Genomic DNA, 16774 nt, shown 5'->3' with positions numbered 1-16774 from the left:
TGGAGCATAACGTTGTGACCGCCTATTCTCGACGCCAAACGCCATTCCTGGCGGGTTCAAGGCGTCCCCGATGATCCTGATTCTGTTACCCACGTCTGACTACGATCCCACAGAGAGCAGCGTTCCATGGCAAGCCATGCGCCAGGCCGGTATTGAAGTGCGCTTTGCGTCGCCCGAGGGATTGCCGGCCTACGCCGATTCGCGCCTGGTGGACATCGGTTTTGGCCCGTTGAACCCGTTGCTGATGACGCGCAAGGCCGACCTTGCCAGCTACGCCCGGATGATCGAAGCCCCGTCATTTCGCCAACCGCTGTCCTATGACGATGTCGACCCCAGCGAGTTCCAAGGGCTGCTGATTCCCGGCGGGCATGCCAAGGGCATGCGCAGCCTGCTGGATTCCGAGCAGGCCCGACGGATCGCCCTGCACTTTTTCAAGGCAGACAAACCGGTGGCAGCGGTCTGTCACGGCGTGCTGGTGCTTGCCCGCACCCTCGACCCTGACAGCGGACTTTCGGTGTTGCGGGGTCGCAAGGTCACCGCCCTGGTAGCCAACACCATGGAGCTGCCTGCCTGGGCAATCACCGCGGCCTGGCTCGGACGTTATTACCGGACCTATCCTCAAACCGTCGAAGCGGAAGTCACAGCCGCCCTGTCCAGCCCGATGGATTTTCTGCGCGGGCCATTCCTGGCGGTGCGTGATTCGGCGGTCCAGCCACAAAGAGGTTTCGTCGTCCGCGATGGCCAGTTGCTGACCGCTCGCTGGCCGGGAGACTGTCATCGCTTCGCCGCCGAATGGGTTCGCCTGGTTATCGGTTCACGTATTTGACGATGCAGGCGTACAGATCGTTGTAGACAAAATCAGGGACAACCTCGGCGTATGTCTGGGTTTTGAGTAACGCCAGGTGGCATTCTTTTACCACCTCGTCACGCTCACTCAGGGTGTGGACATGATTATTGATGATGCTGTCATAGGCGCTGTACACCGTTGGCGTCGTAGAGGGCGTCACGCCAGCGGTTGTGGTGTAGGTGATATGAGCACGCGAGACGCGTTCTTTCAGCGCCCCGAACCCGCGTTCATACACCGTGATTTGTGAGCGATCGACCGCCTTCGAGGCGGTTTCGAAGGCCAGGATGATCGCTTGCTCATTCCTCATGGAGCTCTCCAGCGTCGATCGTGTGACAAACCTTTCCAGCTCGCGGTTTTCCAGGCTTTGAAAAGCTCTTTTGATGCTCGACACGTGGGCGAACTCCAGCGTGCAGCCAACGATATGGGTTTCGAACTGATAGCCGGCCGCCGTCGCCAGTGGTGGAAATGCCGCGAAATCGACGCTGTCGAACGCACACTCCATGATGATGTTGTATTTGAGTGTGAAGGCTTCGGTGAAGATTTTGGCGCAGAGCTCTCGGACGAAAACTTCGGTATGTTCATACGCATGCAGCACGCCACGCTTGATCATCTCCGCGTATTGAGGATGTTTCTGCCGGTATTCGGGCAGGTAGAGACGAACATATTTGTCGTAACGCCGGGTCGGCAGGAGTGTGTTTTCCAGCAGGAAGGTTTTACCCGAGCCTTGAAGCCCGGCAACCACCAGGATCTTCGGCGTTTCCTCGGCCGTGATACCGCGAAACAGTGTGGTTTTTATGACATTGAACGCGGCAGTGACCTGCTCAGGGGTATAGATGTAGTTCGGTGCGGAGCACATACCTTGATTTCCTTATCAAAGAGCGGCTGAAATTGATGCCTGCCCTTTGAATAAAGCGCTGATTCCGCATTTGTTCAAATGTGTGTGTCTTTCAAGATATGTATTTGTTTTAAAAGGTAAATAATCCTACACACCAGACGCCAGATGCGCCTGCTCGACCGACCACCAACGCGGCAGCAAGTGTTTGACCTTGCTGTCGCCGAACCGGTCATCAATCAACATCACCACCCCTTGATCCTGTTGAGTACGGATCACCCTTCCTGCCGCCTGCACCACTTTCTGCACGCCGGGATACAAGTAGGTGTAGTCATAACCGGCGCCGAAAATCGCCGCCATTCGATGCTTCATCTGTTCGTTGACCGGATTGAGTTGCGCCAGCCCCAGGGTGGCAATGAATGCACCGATCAGGCGTGCGCCGGGCAAGTCGATGCCTTCACCGAACGCTCCCCCCAACACCGCAAAACCAACGCCCTGGCTGTGCGTCGTGAACTGATCGAGAAAGGCCTGACGCTGCCCTTCCGCCATGCCCCGGGACTGCGACCACAGAGTGATCTGCGGGTGTCGCTCGGCCAGTAACTGCGCGACTTGCTGCAAATAATCAAAGCTGCTGAAAAATGCCAGGTAGTTACCGGGGCGTTGGCTGAATTGCCGTGCGATCAGTTCGACAATCGGTTCGAGGGACGCTTGGCGGTGGACGAATCGGGTCGATATCTGGCTGACAATTTGCACTTTCAACTGGTCGGCATGGAACGGGGATTCGACATCGATGCACACCGTGTCCGGCGGCGTACCCAGAAGGTCCGCGTAATAATGCCGAGGGCTCAGCGTCGCGGAAAACAGCACGGTGCTGCGCGCAGCGGTCAGGCGCGGACGGATGAAACCGGCCGGCACCACGTTGCGCAGGCACAGTTGCGACAGGTTGTGTTTGCGCTCCAGGTCACGCTTGCTGATGTCGAACAGAAACTGTTCATCGAAGAGTTCGGCCACCCGGCAAAACTGCAGCATGTCGAAGTAAAAATTCTGTAGGGCGCTGTCCAGGCCCTGGGGATGATCGTTGAGATAATCGCCGATGCTCGCGCTGCACGACGACAGCGCCTGGAGGAGCTTTTCCGGTGCCTTGTCGTAGGCCTGATACGGCGCCAATTGCAGATTATGCAGGGCATTCCACTCACGATTGACCCGCTGCAACGGTTTTTTCAGGGCGTCCGGCGCGGTTTTTCGTACCCCGTTTAGGGTCGACTGATCGAGCGTGGCGCTGTACATCTGCCGGCCGCGTTCCACCAGGTTGTGCGCCTCATCCACCAACACCGCGACTGTCCAGTTATTGGCCTGGGCCAAGCCGAACAACAACGCACTGAAATCGAAATAGTAGTTGTAGTCGGCGACCACTACATCGGCCCAGCGGGCCATTTCCTGGCTCAGGTAATAAGGACAGACCTCATGCGCCAATGCTACTTGGCGCAAGGCGTCCTGATTCAACAGGCTGAGTTCACTGGCGGCCTGGCGGGCGGCCGGCAAACGGTCGTAAAAGCCCTGGGCCAAAGGGCAGGATTCACCGTGACAGGCTTTGTCCGGGTGCTCGCAGGCCTTGTCCCGGGCGATCATCTCCAGCACCCGCAACGGCGGCGCATCGGCGCTCTCCAGGATGACGTGCGCGGCATCGAGCGCCAGTTTGCGCCCCGGCGTTTTCGCCGTCAGAAAGAACACCTTGTCCAACTGCTGCGGCGCCAGGGCCTTGAGCATCGGAAACAGCGTGCCCACGGTCTTGCCGATGCCGGTGGGCGCCTGAGCCATCAGGCAACGACCGGTGCTGACCGCCTTGAACACCGATTCCGCCAGGTGCCGTTGCCCCGGACGAAAGTCGGCATGGGGAAACGCCAATTGCTGCGCCGCGTGATTGCGCGCGTCGCGATGGGCCATTTCCTGCTCGGCCCATTGCAGGAACAGCCCGCAATGATGCTCGAAGAACGACTGCAACTCCCCGGCGCTGAAGGCCTCGACCAGACAGGTTTCCTTTTCGCTGACGATGTCGAAGTACACCAGCGCCAGATTGATCTGCGCCAGTTCCAGCTTCTGGCACATCAGCCATCCGTAGACCTTCGCTTGCGCCCAGTGCAATTGCCGATGGTTGGCCGGTTGCTTGCTCAGGTCGCCGCGATAGGTTTTGACTTCTTCCAGGCAGTTTTGCGCCGGGTCGTAGCCGTCCGCCCTGCCCTTGACCTTCAAGGTTTTGTACAGGCCTTCGAGGGCCACTTCACTTTGATAGCCCTCGCTTCGACGCGAGGCCACGGTGCGGTGCCCGACGATGCCTTCCAGCGCGGTTGGCGACGGCGTGAAACGCAGGTCGAGGTCGCCGACCTTGGCCGTGAATTCACACAGCGCCCGCACCGCAATGCTGTAGCTCAAGCGCTCTGCTCCGCCCATTGCACGTAGCAGACGGCGATCGGCATCTGATGTTCGTGACAGAACTCCAGCCAGCGCAATTGGTTGTCTTGCAGGCGATCGCCGGGACCTTTGACTTCGATCATGCGGTAGGTCTTGCGTTGCGGCCAGAACTGGATCAGGTCGGGCATGCCGGCCCGGTTGGCCTTGATGTCCAGCAACAGGCGATTGAACCAGTGCTTGAGGTGTTCGGCGGGCAGGCAGTCAAGCGCCTGATCCAGCAGTTCTTCGCTCAGCGCGCCCCAGAACACAAACGGTGACTGCACGCCCCACTTGGCGACGTAACGTTCACGGATAGTCTGGATATAACGCCCGTCATCGAGTTCGGCGAGACAGGCCTGAAACTCATCCGCCCGACGTGCATGGAAGTCTTCGTTGAGCAGGTCCACCGGCCCGCGCTGGAACGGGTGGAAAAACGCCCCCGGCAACGGCGTAAAGATCGCCGGCCAGCACAGCAGGCCGAACAGCGAGTTGATCAGACTGTTCTCGACGTAATGCACCGGGGCCGAATCCTCCGCCAGGTGCGCCTGCACATGAAATTCGACCGACAGCGCAGGATCGGTCCTGGGCAACTGAAGGTCCAGGCGCAGCATTTCCCGGGGAGATTGCCGTTTCATTGCCGGGCCACCCAGTTTGCGCCGCAGCCTGGGCAGCACACGCAGCACATGCTGATGCTCGGTGGCGCTTTCCGGCGATTGCTCCGCGTGCATGGCCAGGTGCAGGGCCAACTGATATTCGCCACAACGCTCCAGCACACGGATAAGGCGCACCCGAGCGCCGGGGTAGGCGCAATCGCGGTAAATCGACAGCGCCGTGGAGAAATCCGTCATGCGTTCACAATGCTGACCAATCTGGAACAGCAACTTGCCCCGGCGTCGTTGCAGCCAAGGGTTGTCGAGTAGCACCTCGTTGATCTGCTCGACAATGTCCGCCACCTCTTCACCGGCCTCGAAACGTTGCTGGCAGTGGTGCAGGAACAGGCAGGCGTCCACGTCTTCACGGCTGCGCAGGCCCCGGGATTCTGTACAGAATTCGACTTTCTCGTAAGTAAAGATACCGAGATCGGCCAACACGAATTCCGACCAGTCCTGATACAGATTGCCGAAGAACATCAGCCGCAAGCGGTCGCACAGGTCCATGATGGTCAGCGTGAACAGTCGGTCGCTCAGTTGCGGGCACCATTGCGCGAAGCTTTGCGCCTCGCAGAACTGCTCGCTCAGGGACGCCAGCCATTCGGTCTTCTTGCCTTTGGGTTGACAGAGGGTGGCACCGAAGCAGTGAAGAATCTCGGCCTTGAACAGAACGTCGAAAAGCTCCTCGAGCTGTAGCGGCGATTGCGCAGAGATCCAGCCTGCCGCCAGCAATGGCTCGGCAGCACTGGCAATGTCGCCAATTTCGACATAACTCAATTTGCCGGCCCTAAAATGCAGTCCCTTGCGCATCACCATCCTGACCAGCAGCGCCCGGGACTCGCGGGGCTGCCGACTGAAATCGCGGATGAAGGCCTGCTCCTCGACGCTCAGCACATCGGCATAACGATGCTCAAGCCAATCAAGCACTTGCATGAAGTTGTTCAGGTAATAGAACGGGTCGTCGAGAGGATTTGCGGTCACAGGGAAAAAGGGCCATGGCGAGCGAGTACTGGTTATTCGTACAGATACCAGCTCCGGTGTATCCGGTGCAAACGGAAAAGGATAAGCGGCGGCGCTATTTGGCTATTTTCGGGTGACCATCGAACTTTCTGCCGATCTATGGCACCAACCGGCATAGCGGCTTTTTTTATGCAGTTGAGAGGTGGGTATGAATATCAAGACTCTGGGTTTGCCCTTGGCAGCAGCGGCCTTCCTGGCCCTGGCCGGTTGCTCCACGCCAACGGTCGTGACGTTGCAGAACGGCACCCAGTATTTGACCGAAGACATGCCGAAAACCAAGACCAAGGACGGATTTTACGAGTTTGAGGATATTTCCGGCGCGAAGGTGAAGGTCAATGCCAAAGATGTAGCCACGGTTCGCGAGGAAGACTGAAAACCGCGTTATCGTTCTTCGCGGTCAAGCCTCGCGCCTACAAGGAATCGCACAACCCTGTAGGAGCGAGGCGTGCCCGCGAAGAGGCCCTCACAGACGCCGAAAATCTAAGGCATCCACGGCGTACTGTTATCGCAGGAGACGAACTTCCCTCCTCGCCTCCTCAGTTCTTCATGAATCTTCTGGCAGCGCTCGTAATCCTGCTGCATTGCGTGGTCGATGCTGATGTTGCCGGTGATCTCCGTCTGCTTTTCCTCCGAGCGAAAGGTCACAAAAGGCTCTTCCGGCTGGAGCTCGAAACGGCTTTTCTCTTCCAGGGGGCCGACAGTTTCCGGCGATGCCGGTGTCGGCAGTTGATCTGGCGTCATGCCATAACGGCTCAAAATCGAGCTATGAGGCAACTCTGCAGCGGCACTCCCTGATAACAGGGCCAGCGCCAACCCGATGAGGTGCTTCTTGCTGTTACTCACGTTGCTTAATCTCCTGATCCAGTACTCAATCCTGTTGTTGCAAGGTATTGGAGTCCATCGGTGACTATCGGGTCACGTGAGCAGGCAGGTTTACCGCGCTATCGTTCATCGCGAGCAGGCTCGCTCCCACATTGGATCGCGGTCTAATGTGGGAGCGAGGCGTGCCCGCGAAGAGGCCCTTACCGGCGCCACATCAACGTCAGGCGATTACGATCCCGGAACCAGACAAACTGTCCAGCCCAACCCCCACCAACGTCACCGAATCCCCGCCAAACGTCAGCACCGTATCCTGCCCCACCACCGAGGCATGAGCCCGATAGTCATCATTCGGCACGACCCCCTGAACCCCGAGAAATACCAGCTTGTCGTTCGTCTGATACCCCACCACCCGGTCCTGCCCAAACGCACCGCTGAACAGGAACGTATCACTCCCGCCCCCCGATTCCATCAGGTCATTCCCCGCCCCGCCCACCAACACATCGTTGCCCTGGCCGCCGATCAAATGATCGTTGCCGTCCAGACCGAACAACCAGTCGCCCGTCGCATGTGCCTTAAGCGTATCGGCCCCCGCACCGCCCTTCATCGATGACGCGTACTGAGTCAGGTTGTTGCCGACAGCAAGACCATTGGCCGTCACGCTGTGCGTCACGTCATCCTTGAACAGCCCCCACAAGAACCCCGGTTCCTTGGTGACAATGCTGCCGATGTCCCGGGTGATGCTGATGCCGCCATTGGCATCACGGACGTAGAGGTTGCCGGCGCCATCGTTGGCAAAGTTGAAATTTTTCACCGACTGCTGCAAGTCCAGCACGTTGCTGCCCTTGCCACCCAATACGATGTTGTAGCCGCCACCGTCACGGAAGGTGTCGTTACCGTCACGCCCCTCCAGGTAGTCGTTGCCCTTGCCACCCTGAATCAGGTCATTGCCGTCGCTGCCGATGATGAAGGTGCTGCCCTTGTGGGTTTCGGCGTTGCGATTCAGATCCTGAACCCAGGTATTGGCGCGCGCCGGGTCCGAAAGGTTGGCGACGATGATCGTCGAGTCTTTGCTGGTAAGGTCGTAGAACTTTGATTCGATCACCCGGTTCATGCCCTCGCCATAGGCGGTCGGCAAGTGCGAGATCCAGGTCGGGATGTTGAGGATGGAGAACGGCAGCACATTCCACGCGGTCGAGGCGTAGTAGTCGTTGAAGCTGACGATGTTATCGGTCGCTGAGGCCTTGGCGGCATCGTGCACGCCCACCGACGACAGGTTGAATGATGAACCGTCGAGGGCCCGAAACACCGGGTCGTTTTCATAGCCGACGTTGAGCACTTTGTCGGTGCTGCTCTGGGTCGGGGACGCGTAGGCGATGTAGTTGGAATCCTTGTAGAACCCGGACCACTTGTCTGTGCTCAAGTCCGCCAGGCTGTTGACCGCCAGCCCGCCGAGGCTGTGGCCGCTGACCAGCACGTTCTTGCCTGACAGGCCATTGGCCTGGGCAAATGCCATGACGTCGCCGAGCAGATTGCCGAAGGCTTCGCCCACATAGTTTTTCGCATAATCCTTGGGACCGAAGGCCGCCAGCAGATCGTTGATCACGTCGCCGATGGAGTCGCCAATCAAGGTTTCCCGCGGGCCGCTGGTGCCGCGAAAGGCAATGCCGATTTCGCTGAGATGGCCTTGAGCATCGTACTTGCCGAGGATCTCGACCTGCGCGCTGGTGTACCCGGCCTTCTCGCCGAAGAACGTTCCGCGAGCGTCCACCTTGCCGTCATAACCCAGTTGCGAGGCCGTGATGGGCGTCCAGCCGGCTTTTTGCACGGCCTCCAGCGCTGCTTTTTCCGAATCGGGGTTCCAGGGTATGCCGGGGATCACGCCTTGGGAATCGGTGCCGCCCAGCAGCGCGGTGATCAGGGTCGCCGGCAAGCCCAGGCCGAAGCCGTTGTGCTGGTAACCGGTGGCAAAGCCGTTGTCGAGGTTGTGATAGGAATACAGCGTGATCGCCATAGCGTCGGTGAATAACGCTTTGGAATCGGCTGTGCCTAAGTTTTTGTAGTCATACACACCCATTGGTATTGCCTCTCTTTTGTTGGAATTGTCAGAGATAGCTCACAACCAGGACGCCTCATTCACGAGGCGCCCCGGAGCATTTAGTGCATGCAGCCTTTACGCAAACGTGATGCCTGAAGCCGACAGGCTGTCCAGTCCTACCCCCACCAGGGTCACGGCAAAATCACCCACTTTCAGCACCGTGTCATGGCCCGACTGCGAAGCGTGTTGCTTGTAGTCATAACCCTGCCCCGCGCCCTGAACGCCGAGGAACACCAGCTTGTCGTTGCCTTGGTAGCCATTGATCGCGTCAAAACCGAAGGCGCCGCTGAACAGGAAGGTGTTGTTGCCACCCGAACCCTGCATCACGTCGTTGCCCGCGCCACCGACGAAGGTCACCTGGCTTTTGTCGCTGCGCAGCAGGTCGTCGCCGGCATGACCGAACAACCAGTCGCCGTCGACGCTGGCCGCCAGTGTGTTGCCGTAGGCGTCACCGTTGAGCGAGTGGCTGTAGTGGGTCAGCTCGCTGCCGTTGAGCAAGCCATTGGCGGTGACGCTGTAAGTCACCTCCTTGCTCCCCCACCATGAATCCGACTCCTTGCTCACCAGCGCGCCGATATCGCGGGTCATACTGATGCCGCCATAGGCGTCACGCACATACAGGGTGCCATCGCCATCGTTGGCAAAGCTGAAGTTCTGCAACGGCTTCTGCAACTCGAAGGTGTTGCTGCCCTTGCCGCCCAGCAGGAGGTTGTAGCCACCGTCATCGCGGAAGCGGTCATTGCCGTCGCGGCCTTCGATGAAGTCATTGCCGGCACCGCCCTTGAGCAAGTCGTCGCTGTCGGTGCCGATGATGAAGGTGCTGCCGGTGTGGGGTTCGCCGCTGCGACCGAGGTCCTCGACCCAGGTTTTACCCCGGGACGATTCCGCCAGATTGGAGACGATCAGCGTCGAGTCCTTGTCGGTCAGGTCGTAGAACCGCGAGTCAATCACCCGGTTCAAACCGTCGGCATAGCCCAACGAGCCATGGGCCGACCAGTTCAGCGGATTGAGGATGCTGAACGGCACCAGGTTCTGTGCGGTGGACGCGTACTGGTCATTGAAGTTGACGATGTTGTTGGTCGCCGAATCCTGATGGCCGTCGTGCTTGCCCAGCGAACCTGTGCTGAACGTGGTGCCGTCTAGCACCCGGAACACCGGGTCGTTCTCGTAGCCGATGTTCAACACATTGTTACCGGTGGCGCTCTGGGTCGGTGAGGCGAACGCGATGTAATTGGCGTCCTTGTAGAAGCCGCCCCAGTTGTTGCTGCTCAGTTCAGCGAGGCTGTTGACCCCCAAACCGCCGAGGCTATGGCCGCTGACCATGACGTCCTTGGCGCTCAGGCCATGGGCAATGGAAAACGCGGCAACGTCCTTGAGCAAGGTGTCGAAGGCGTTTTTCGCGTAGTTCGTCGCGTAATCCACCGGGCCGACGGCGGCCAGCAGGTTGTTTTTCATGTCGCCGAAGGTGTCGCTGTACCCCAGGCCTCCGGTGCCCCGGAAGGCAATGCCGATACCGATCAGCTTGCCCGCCGTGTCGTACTTGCCGAGCACTTCGGCTTCGGCGCTGGTGAAGCCGTCCTTCTCACCAAAGAAGGTGCCCTGGGCGCCGACCTTGCCTTGATAACCCAGCTGCGCAGCGCCAATCGGCGCCCAAGCGGTGGCCGGCAGCGGCTGACCGGTTGGCGTGTACGCATACAGCGTCAGGGCCATGGCGTCGCTGTACAACGCCTTGCCGTCAGCATTTTTGTAATCAAACAGTCCCATGTTGTTTGCTTCCTTTGCGTGAACTCAGAACTGCCAGTCGAGTGTCAGACCTACACCGTGGTCTTTCTCGTTGGAGCCCAGCAGTCCGTTGTAATCCAGGCTCACACGCACATCCTTAGCCACCACCAGACCGGCACGCGCACCAATGACGGCGGCGTTACGATCCAGTGACACGCTCTGCACGCTGAACCCTGTGTTGCCGTTGGCGAAAGCCAGGTGGTCTTCGGAACGGGTGTTGCTCAGGTTGTGCTGCCAACCCAGGGTGCCGGACAGTTCCAGCTGCTGTTTGTCCGACAGTGCAATGGCTTTGCTCGCCCGTACACCGAGGGTCGACAGCACGGCGTCGCGGTTGTCTTCGCCACCCTTGAGGGCTGCGGCATCACCTTTCTCGGTGAAGCTGTCGCTGTTGAGGTGCACGTAAGCCAGGTTGGCGAACGGCTCCAGAGCCAGCGGTTGCAGGTCCAGGCGATACGCCACTTCGGTAAACAGTTGGGCGGTGGTCGCATCGCGCTTGGATTTCTGTTTGCCGCTGACGTCGCCGAATTGCAGGTCGCGTTTCACATCGATGCGATGCCAGCTGTAAGCGCCGCCGACGCTCAAGCGCAGTGCATCGATTTCATGGCCCAGGTAGGCGCCCAAGTGGTAGCTGTCGACCGAGGCTGATGAATGCGTGCCATCGCCCATGCTCAACGAGCTGTCGCTATAACCTGTGACGAAACCGAGCCGCGTATCTTCAGTGATCAGACCGTCGACACCGGCCAGCAAGCCACCGATGGAGCTGGTGGAACTGGCGTTGTCATGCCCGCCGTCGCTCTTGCCCCAGGCGCCGAGGACTTTGACCCAGGCGTTGCTGCGGTCATCGGTCGGTGCCGCAGCATCGAACAGATCACGCTCACGCAGGCGTTCGCCGACGGCATCGCGCAGGTAACGGCTGTCGTTGATCAGCAACGTGCCGATCGCCGGATGAATCTCACCAGACAGTTGCTGGAAGGCTTGTTGCGCGACCGCTGCCGTCGGCGACAGCAGCAGGGTTTCATAGAGCGGATTGCCGGCGCCCAGTTGCTCGGCAGCGGCAGCGACGGCGCGTTGGTTCGGGGTCTGGCCGACGCTGGCGAAGGATGCTGCGTTGCGCTCTACCGCCAACTGGATGCCAGTGGCCGAATAGTCGAGTGCGCCGCCGATGAACAGATAGTTCGGCAAGACTGCGCCAAACCGCCCTTCGATCCCGCCGGCCGCTTGCAGGATGTTGTATTGATTGCCGAGAAGGGATTGCACCTCGCTGGTGGTCAGCAAGGTCGGGCTGTTTTCCAGGGACAGGCTGACGGTCGCGCCGTCGATCACGGCTTTACCGCCCGCGATGATCTGGTCGCTGCTGGTGGACGACAATTCCACGGCGTAGGTCGAGCCAGGCTCGAAGGTTACGTCACCCGCCACCTGCAAAGTGCCGATGGAATTGCCGGGGGCCACGGTGCCGCCGCTTTTCGCGGTCAATGCGCCGATGCGGCCGTTACCGCCGAGGATCCCGCTGTCGTTGACGGTGACCGCCGAGAGCAGCGAGCCGTTGATCGCCAACCGACCCTGATTGACCAGCGTCGGGCCGGCGTAGGTGTTGGCGCCGGTCAGCACCAGCGTGCCGATGCCCTGCTTGGTCAGGCCGCCGTGGCCGGAAATGTCGTTACGCCAGACGTCCCGCCCGCACTGCACGTCGTTGCACACCCTTTCGGTCGGTTTGCCCGCGTCGATAATCGCGCCAATGCCCGGCAAGTCCGCGACAAACTGGCTGGAGCCGTAGGCGCCCTGGATGCGGAACTCCTCGGGAATGTCTTGCTCGGTGACCAACATCGCCGGGCCATCGATGCCTTTGCGCAGGTTGATCATGCCCCAGCCGTACAGCGCGTCCACACCGGGTGCGCCCATGTCGGTGGCGGTGGTGCGCAGCACGCTGGCAACCTGGGCGCCAGTCATGTACGGGAAGCGCTCCATCAGCACCGCCACCGCGCCCGCGACGTGCGGCGCCGCCATGGAAGTGCCGTTTTTGTTGGCGTAGCCCACGGTCAGGTTATCGGCATTGGTGCCGCCGATGACTGCGCTGAAGATTTTGCTGCCCGGTGCCGACACGCAGAAACTCGCGGTGTAGCCGCAGCGCGACGAGAAGGTGCTGATGTTGTAGAGGTCCGGGCTGTTGAGGTCCGGGTTCTTCTGCAAGGCCGCGACGGTCATCCAGTTCGGTGCGATTTCAGGGACGAAATAACCGAGGCCGGCAATGGCGTCCGGGTTATTGAGGTTGTAGTCGTTGCCGGCGGCGAAGATCGTCACGATGCCGCTGCGAGCAGCCGCGATCGCACCGTCATAAGCGCCGCCCTGGCGCGTGCCGAGGATGGGCTGGATCTCATTGAACTGCAGTCGCGCGTCCTGCACGGTGAAGTGCGGATACGCCGGGTCGCGGCCACCCAGGTCGAAGCGATCAGTGATGCCTATGCCCCAACTGTTGTTGATGATCCGCGCGCCGCTGGCGATCAACGCATCCCAACCGGCCTTGTACACCGCGCCGTCGTTGCCGAGGATGATGCCGTCTTCAGGGCCCGGATCGCCGTTGTCGGCACTGATGATTTGCGCGTTGTACGCCACGCCGTGCATCGGGTTGCCGTCACGGCTGCCCGCGGCGATCCCGCCGACGTGAGTGCCGTGGGAGCCGAGCTTGCCGTCGTAGCCAACCGTGGGCGAGCCGTCATACCGAAACGCATCGCCGGCTTTGACCGGGATGTACGGGTCGGTGTACTCGCGGATACCGCTGGTGACCAGAGTGACGACCTTGTTGGCACCGGAAAACTCCGGATGCTGGGCGTAAACCGGCTGATCGAAGATCCCCAGTTTCACGCCTTTGCCGCTGTAACCGGCAGCGTAGGCTTCCTGGGCATTGATGGCGCCCAGACCCCAGTCAGCGTTGAACTCAGCGCTGCGCCAGCTGTTGGGATCGCCTGCACGACCGTTTTCCACGTAGGGCGCGGCTTGCGCGGTGCCTATCGAGGCCAGCGCACAAAGCAGGGCTCGGTTGAGTGCTTTCAAGGCGAATAGGTTGTTGTTCTTAACTTTCATCCAGCGACCATCCTTAGTTGTCTTGCCAAAATCCCTGTGGCGAGGGAGCTTTCTCCCGCTCGGCTGCGCAGCAGTCGCAAATCGGCTGGTGCGTTATCCTTGAAGAATCACCGTTGCTGGTGTTGGGGCGGCTTCGCCACCCAGCGGGAGCAAGCTCCCTCGCCACATTTAATGTTTGCCGCATTTGTTGTTTACAGCGTCAGAACTGCCAATTGAGGCTCACCCCTACACCATGGCTCTTCTCGCGGCTGGCCAGTTGGCCGGTGTAATCGAGGTTCACGCGAATGTCCCGGCTCAGGGCCAGGCTGGCGTGAGCGCCTACCAGCGCCGCGTCACGCACCATTGGCGACCCTTCCACCGAGAACGCCGTGCTGCCGCTGGCAAATGCCAGATGTTCTTCAGCATCGGTATTGCTCAGGTTGTGCTGCCAGCCGAGGCTGCCGCTCAGGTCTAGTTGTTGCTGGCCGGACAAGTTCACCGTTTTCAACGCGCGCACGCCCAACGTGCTGAGCATCGCCTCACGCGTGTCGCCACGGCTTTTCAGTGCAGCGCCATCACCTTTCTCGGTAAAACCTTCGGTGTCGAGGTGGACGTAGGCCAGATTGGCAAAAGGTTCGAGCGCCAGCGGTTGCAGGTTCAGTCGGTACGCCGCTTCGCCAAACACCTGAGTGGTGCCGGCATCGACCTTGGCTTTCTGCCTGGCGCTGACGTCGCCGTATTGCAGGTCACGTTTGACGTCGGCGCGATGCCAGCTGTAGGCACCGCCGGCACTCAGGCGCCAGGCACCCAGTTCGCGGCCGGCATAAGCGCCCAAGTGATAGCTGTCGACCTTGGCCGATGAATGAGTGCCCGAGCCCATGCTCACCGAGCTATCGCTATAACCCGTGACCAGACCGATCCGGGTTTGCTCGTCGATCGCACCATCGACACCGGCGAGCAAGCCGCCAATCGAGGTGGTGTAACCGGCGGTGTCATGGCGATCATCGGTCTTGCCCCAGGCCCCGAGCGCCTTGATCCAGCCATTGCTTTGCGCGCCTTTGGCGTCAACCAGTCGCTCACCGATTGCATCGCGCAGGTAACGACTGTCATTGATCAGCACCGAGCCCAACGCCGGATAGATTTCCCCCGACAACTGCTGGAACGCCTGCTGTGCGGATGTCGCGGTGGGCGACAGCAACAGGCTTTCGTACACCGCATTCCCCGCCCCAAGCCCTTCCACGGCGGAGGCGACGGCGTGTTGGTTCGGCGTCTGGCCGACGCTGGCGAACGTCGTGCCGTTACGCTCCACACTCAGTTGAATACCGGTGGCGGCGTAATCGAGACTGCCGCCGATGAACAGATAGTTGGGCAACACCGCGCCGAACTGCCCCTGGATACCACCGGCCGCCTGCAGAATGTTGTATTGCTGACCGAGCAGGCTTTGCACTTGTTGAGTGCTGAGCAAGGTCGGGCTGTTTTCCAATGACAGGCTGACTGTCGCGCCGCTGACCGTGGCCGTACCGCCTGCGACGATCCGGTCGCTGTCGGTCGGCGACAACTCCACCGCGTAGGTCGAGCCGGGCGCAAACGTGACATCGCCGGCGACCTGCAAGGTGCCGATGGAATTGCCCGGCGCAACGATAGCGCCGCGGTTGGCCGTCAGTGCGCCGACTCGTCCTGAACCGCCCAGGGTGCCGCTGTCATTGACGGTCACGGCAGAAGTCAGCGAACCGTTGACCGACAGTAAGCCGCCGTTGACCATGGTCGGTCCGCGATAGCTGTTGTCACCGATCAGCATCAAGCGTCCGGCCCCTGACTTGATCAGGCTGCCTTCGTACACACGGTTGACGGCGGCTGAATCGCGAGCCATGCCGACGGCGTAATCCGTCTGGTCCTGCTGGCTGGCACCGGCCGGCACGCCATTCTCCCAGCCCTTGGTCTTCAACGTCTGTTGCCAGGCACTGCGTTCGGCCGCGTCCTCACTCTGCCGCTGGATCAGCGCGTTGTCGGAGATGTCGTTGCTCCAGACATCGCTCTGCCCTGCCCCCAGATTGGCGTCGAAGCGCCCGAGCAATTGCCCCGGCCCGCGCATCGCCCGTTCGAGGTTGGCCACGCCCCAACCGACGCGGGTATTGGGCGCCTGGGTGACGGAACCGTCGAGTTGGGTGGCGGTGGTCAACAGGGTTTCCAGCGCCTGCTGGTTGGTCATGTACGGATAGCGTTCCATCACCAATGCCAGGGCGCCAGTGGCATGCGGTGCGGACATGGAGGTGCCGGACTTAATCGCATAACCGGCGTCGGGGATGGTGCTGTCGATCTTCGCGCCGGGGGTGGTGATGCACCAATACTTGGCGATCCCGCACTGGTTGTACTTCTGCTGATTGCTTTGATCCAGCCCCGACACCGCCAGCCAGTGGCCTTCAAGGTCTGGCTGGAAATACGGCAAGGCCGAACGCACGCTGGCATTGGGATAACCACTGTTGCCAGCGCTGAACACGTTGATCACACCGCGACGGGAAACATCAGCCGCCGCATCTAGCCAGGTGCCTTTGTTCCAGTGCTGGGCGTAGGCGGCGTGCAAATCCTCGAGGGTGCGATAGCTGACGTCCGGTGGCTGGCTGCCCCAACTGTTATTGATCGCCCGCACACCGGCGTCGGCCAAGGCGTTATAGACCGCTTTGAAGTAGCGCGGATCAGGATTGGGGCCGAACAGAAAACTGTCGTTCTTGTTGGTATTGCCGACGTAGACCTGCGCGTTGTACGCCACACCGTGCATGCCGGTGCCATCGCGGGAGGCGCCAATGGTGCCGGCGACGTGGGTGCCGTGGGAGTCGTTGTTGGCGTTAAGGGTGCCGTCGACATTGAACAGTGAGCCGTCGACGTAGCTGCCGCTGGCCAGCACCGCGTGGTAGCGGTCGGTGGCGAATTCGGGATGAGCGGCATCGAAGCCTGAATCAAGCTCGCCGATTTTCACACCCTTGCCGGTGATGCCGGCGGCGTAGGCCTGGTCGGCCTGCATGCGGGCCAGTCCCCAGTCACGCTGAAATTCCACCGAGCGCCAACTGGCCGCATCGCCCAGGGTGCCGTTTTCCTGATAAAGCGCCTGGGCCGAGCCTGGCGCTACTGAAATCCAGAGCAATAACGTGCCGACCGACATCGGCTTGTTCTGTACGTCCATGTCAACTTCTCGCTTTTTTGGCGTTTTTAGAATTCTGGTTGCC

The 16774-nt window shown here is 60.4% G+C and carries 10 protein-coding genes; 2 read left to right on the top strand and 8 right to left on the bottom strand.

Annotated features, from left to right (window positions below; translation table 11 throughout):
• Window positions 1-70 precede the first annotated feature (70 nt).
• A complete protein-coding gene (locus tag K0F88_RS04055) occupies window positions 71-826 on the top strand; it encodes a DJ-1/PfpI family protein (RefSeq protein WP_094467443.1) in 756 nt (251 codons plus the stop codon).
• Here the strand turns inward: K0F88_RS04055 and K0F88_RS04050 are convergent.
• The 3 genes from K0F88_RS04050 to K0F88_RS04040 form a co-directional block, all read right to left on the bottom strand.
• Window positions 807-1703, bottom strand: coding sequence for a zeta toxin family protein (locus K0F88_RS04050; protein ID WP_094467442.1), 897 nt, complete (start codon window positions 1701-1703; stop codon window positions 807-809). The genes K0F88_RS04055 and K0F88_RS04050 overlap by 20 nt on opposite strands.
• A gap of 126 nt (window positions 1704-1829) precedes the next feature.
• The gene (locus K0F88_RS04045; RefSeq protein WP_219094134.1) at window positions 1830-4109 is read right to left on the bottom strand and encodes an ATP-dependent DNA helicase; all 2280 of its coding nucleotides are present in this window, start codon (window positions 4107-4109) and stop codon (window positions 1830-1832) included.
• Window positions 4106-5758: a VRR-NUC domain-containing protein gene (locus K0F88_RS04040; protein WP_219094132.1), complete on the bottom strand. Its 1653-nt coding sequence runs from the start codon at window positions 5756-5758 to the stop codon at window positions 4106-4108. Before K0F88_RS04040 ends, K0F88_RS04045 begins: the two co-directional genes overlap by 4 nt.
• Before the next feature lie 187 nt (window positions 5759-5945).
• Here K0F88_RS04040 and K0F88_RS04035 point away from each other — a divergent pair, with 187 nt between their 5' ends.
• On the top strand, window positions 5946-6170 hold the full coding sequence (locus K0F88_RS04035) for a YgdI/YgdR family lipoprotein (protein WP_010460381.1): 225 nt from the start codon (window positions 5946-5948) through the stop codon (window positions 6168-6170).
• A gap of 107 nt (window positions 6171-6277) precedes the next feature.
• Here the strand turns inward: K0F88_RS04035 and K0F88_RS04030 are convergent, their stop codons facing one another.
• The 5 genes from K0F88_RS04030 to K0F88_RS04010 form a co-directional block, all read right to left on the bottom strand.
• Complete coding sequence (locus tag K0F88_RS04030; RefSeq protein WP_094467440.1) at window positions 6278-6640, bottom strand: hypothetical protein; 363 nt, start codon at window positions 6638-6640, stop codon at window positions 6278-6280.
• Between the two features lie 199 nt (window positions 6641-6839).
• Window positions 6840-8693, bottom strand: a complete 1854-nt coding sequence (locus K0F88_RS04025; RefSeq protein WP_219094130.1) for a polyurethanase — start codon at window positions 8691-8693, stop codon at window positions 6840-6842.
• 96 nt (window positions 8694-8789) lie between these two features.
• The gene (locus K0F88_RS04020; RefSeq protein WP_094467438.1) at window positions 8790-10478 is read right to left on the bottom strand and encodes a polyurethanase; all 1689 of its coding nucleotides are present in this window, start codon (window positions 10476-10478) and stop codon (window positions 8790-8792) included.
• 24 nt (window positions 10479-10502) lie between these two features.
• The gene (locus tag K0F88_RS04015) at window positions 10503-13574 is read right to left on the bottom strand and encodes an autotransporter serine protease (protein WP_219094128.1); all 3072 of its coding nucleotides are present in this window, start codon (window positions 13572-13574) and stop codon (window positions 10503-10505) included.
• Window positions 13575-13773: 199 nt separating this feature from the next.
• Window positions 13774-16731 (bottom strand): autotransporter serine protease, encoded by a 2958-nt coding sequence (locus tag K0F88_RS04010; RefSeq protein WP_219094126.1) that lies wholly within the window; start codon window positions 16729-16731, stop codon window positions 13774-13776.
• Window positions 16732-16774 lie beyond the last annotated feature (43 nt).

This window comes from Pseudomonas sp. UMAB-40 (assembly GCF_900095275.1).
Lineage (GTDB): Bacteria > Pseudomonadota > Gammaproteobacteria > Pseudomonadales > Pseudomonadaceae > Aquipseudomonas > Aquipseudomonas mandelii_B.
This window is presented reverse-complemented; position numbering and strand designations above follow the sequence as displayed.

Excerpts from the sequence above, each read along its gene's own strand:
- K0F88_RS04055 (WP_094467443.1), top strand. The coding sequence starts at position 71 with ATGATCCTGATTCTGTTACCCACGTCTGACTACGATCCCACAGAGAGC.
- K0F88_RS04050 (WP_094467442.1), bottom strand. The coding sequence starts at position 1,703 with ATGTGCTCCGCACCGAACTACATCTATACCCCTGAGCAGGTCACTGCC.
- K0F88_RS04035 (WP_010460381.1), top strand. The coding sequence starts at position 5,946 with ATGAATATCAAGACTCTGGGTTTGCCCTTGGCAGCAGCGGCCTTCCTG.
- K0F88_RS04025 (WP_219094130.1), bottom strand. The coding sequence starts at position 8,693 with ATGGGTGTGTATGACTACAAAAACTTAGGCACAGCCGATTCCAAAGCG.
- K0F88_RS04020 (WP_094467438.1), bottom strand. The coding sequence starts at position 10,478 with ATGGGACTGTTTGATTACAAAAATGCTGACGGCAAGGCGTTGTACAGC.
- K0F88_RS04015 (WP_219094128.1), bottom strand. The coding sequence starts at position 13,574 with ATGAAAGTTAAGAACAACAACCTATTCGCCTTGAAAGCACTCAACCGA.
- K0F88_RS04010 (WP_219094126.1), bottom strand. The coding sequence starts at position 16,731 with ATGGACGTACAGAACAAGCCGATGTCGGTCGGCACGTTATTGCTCTGG.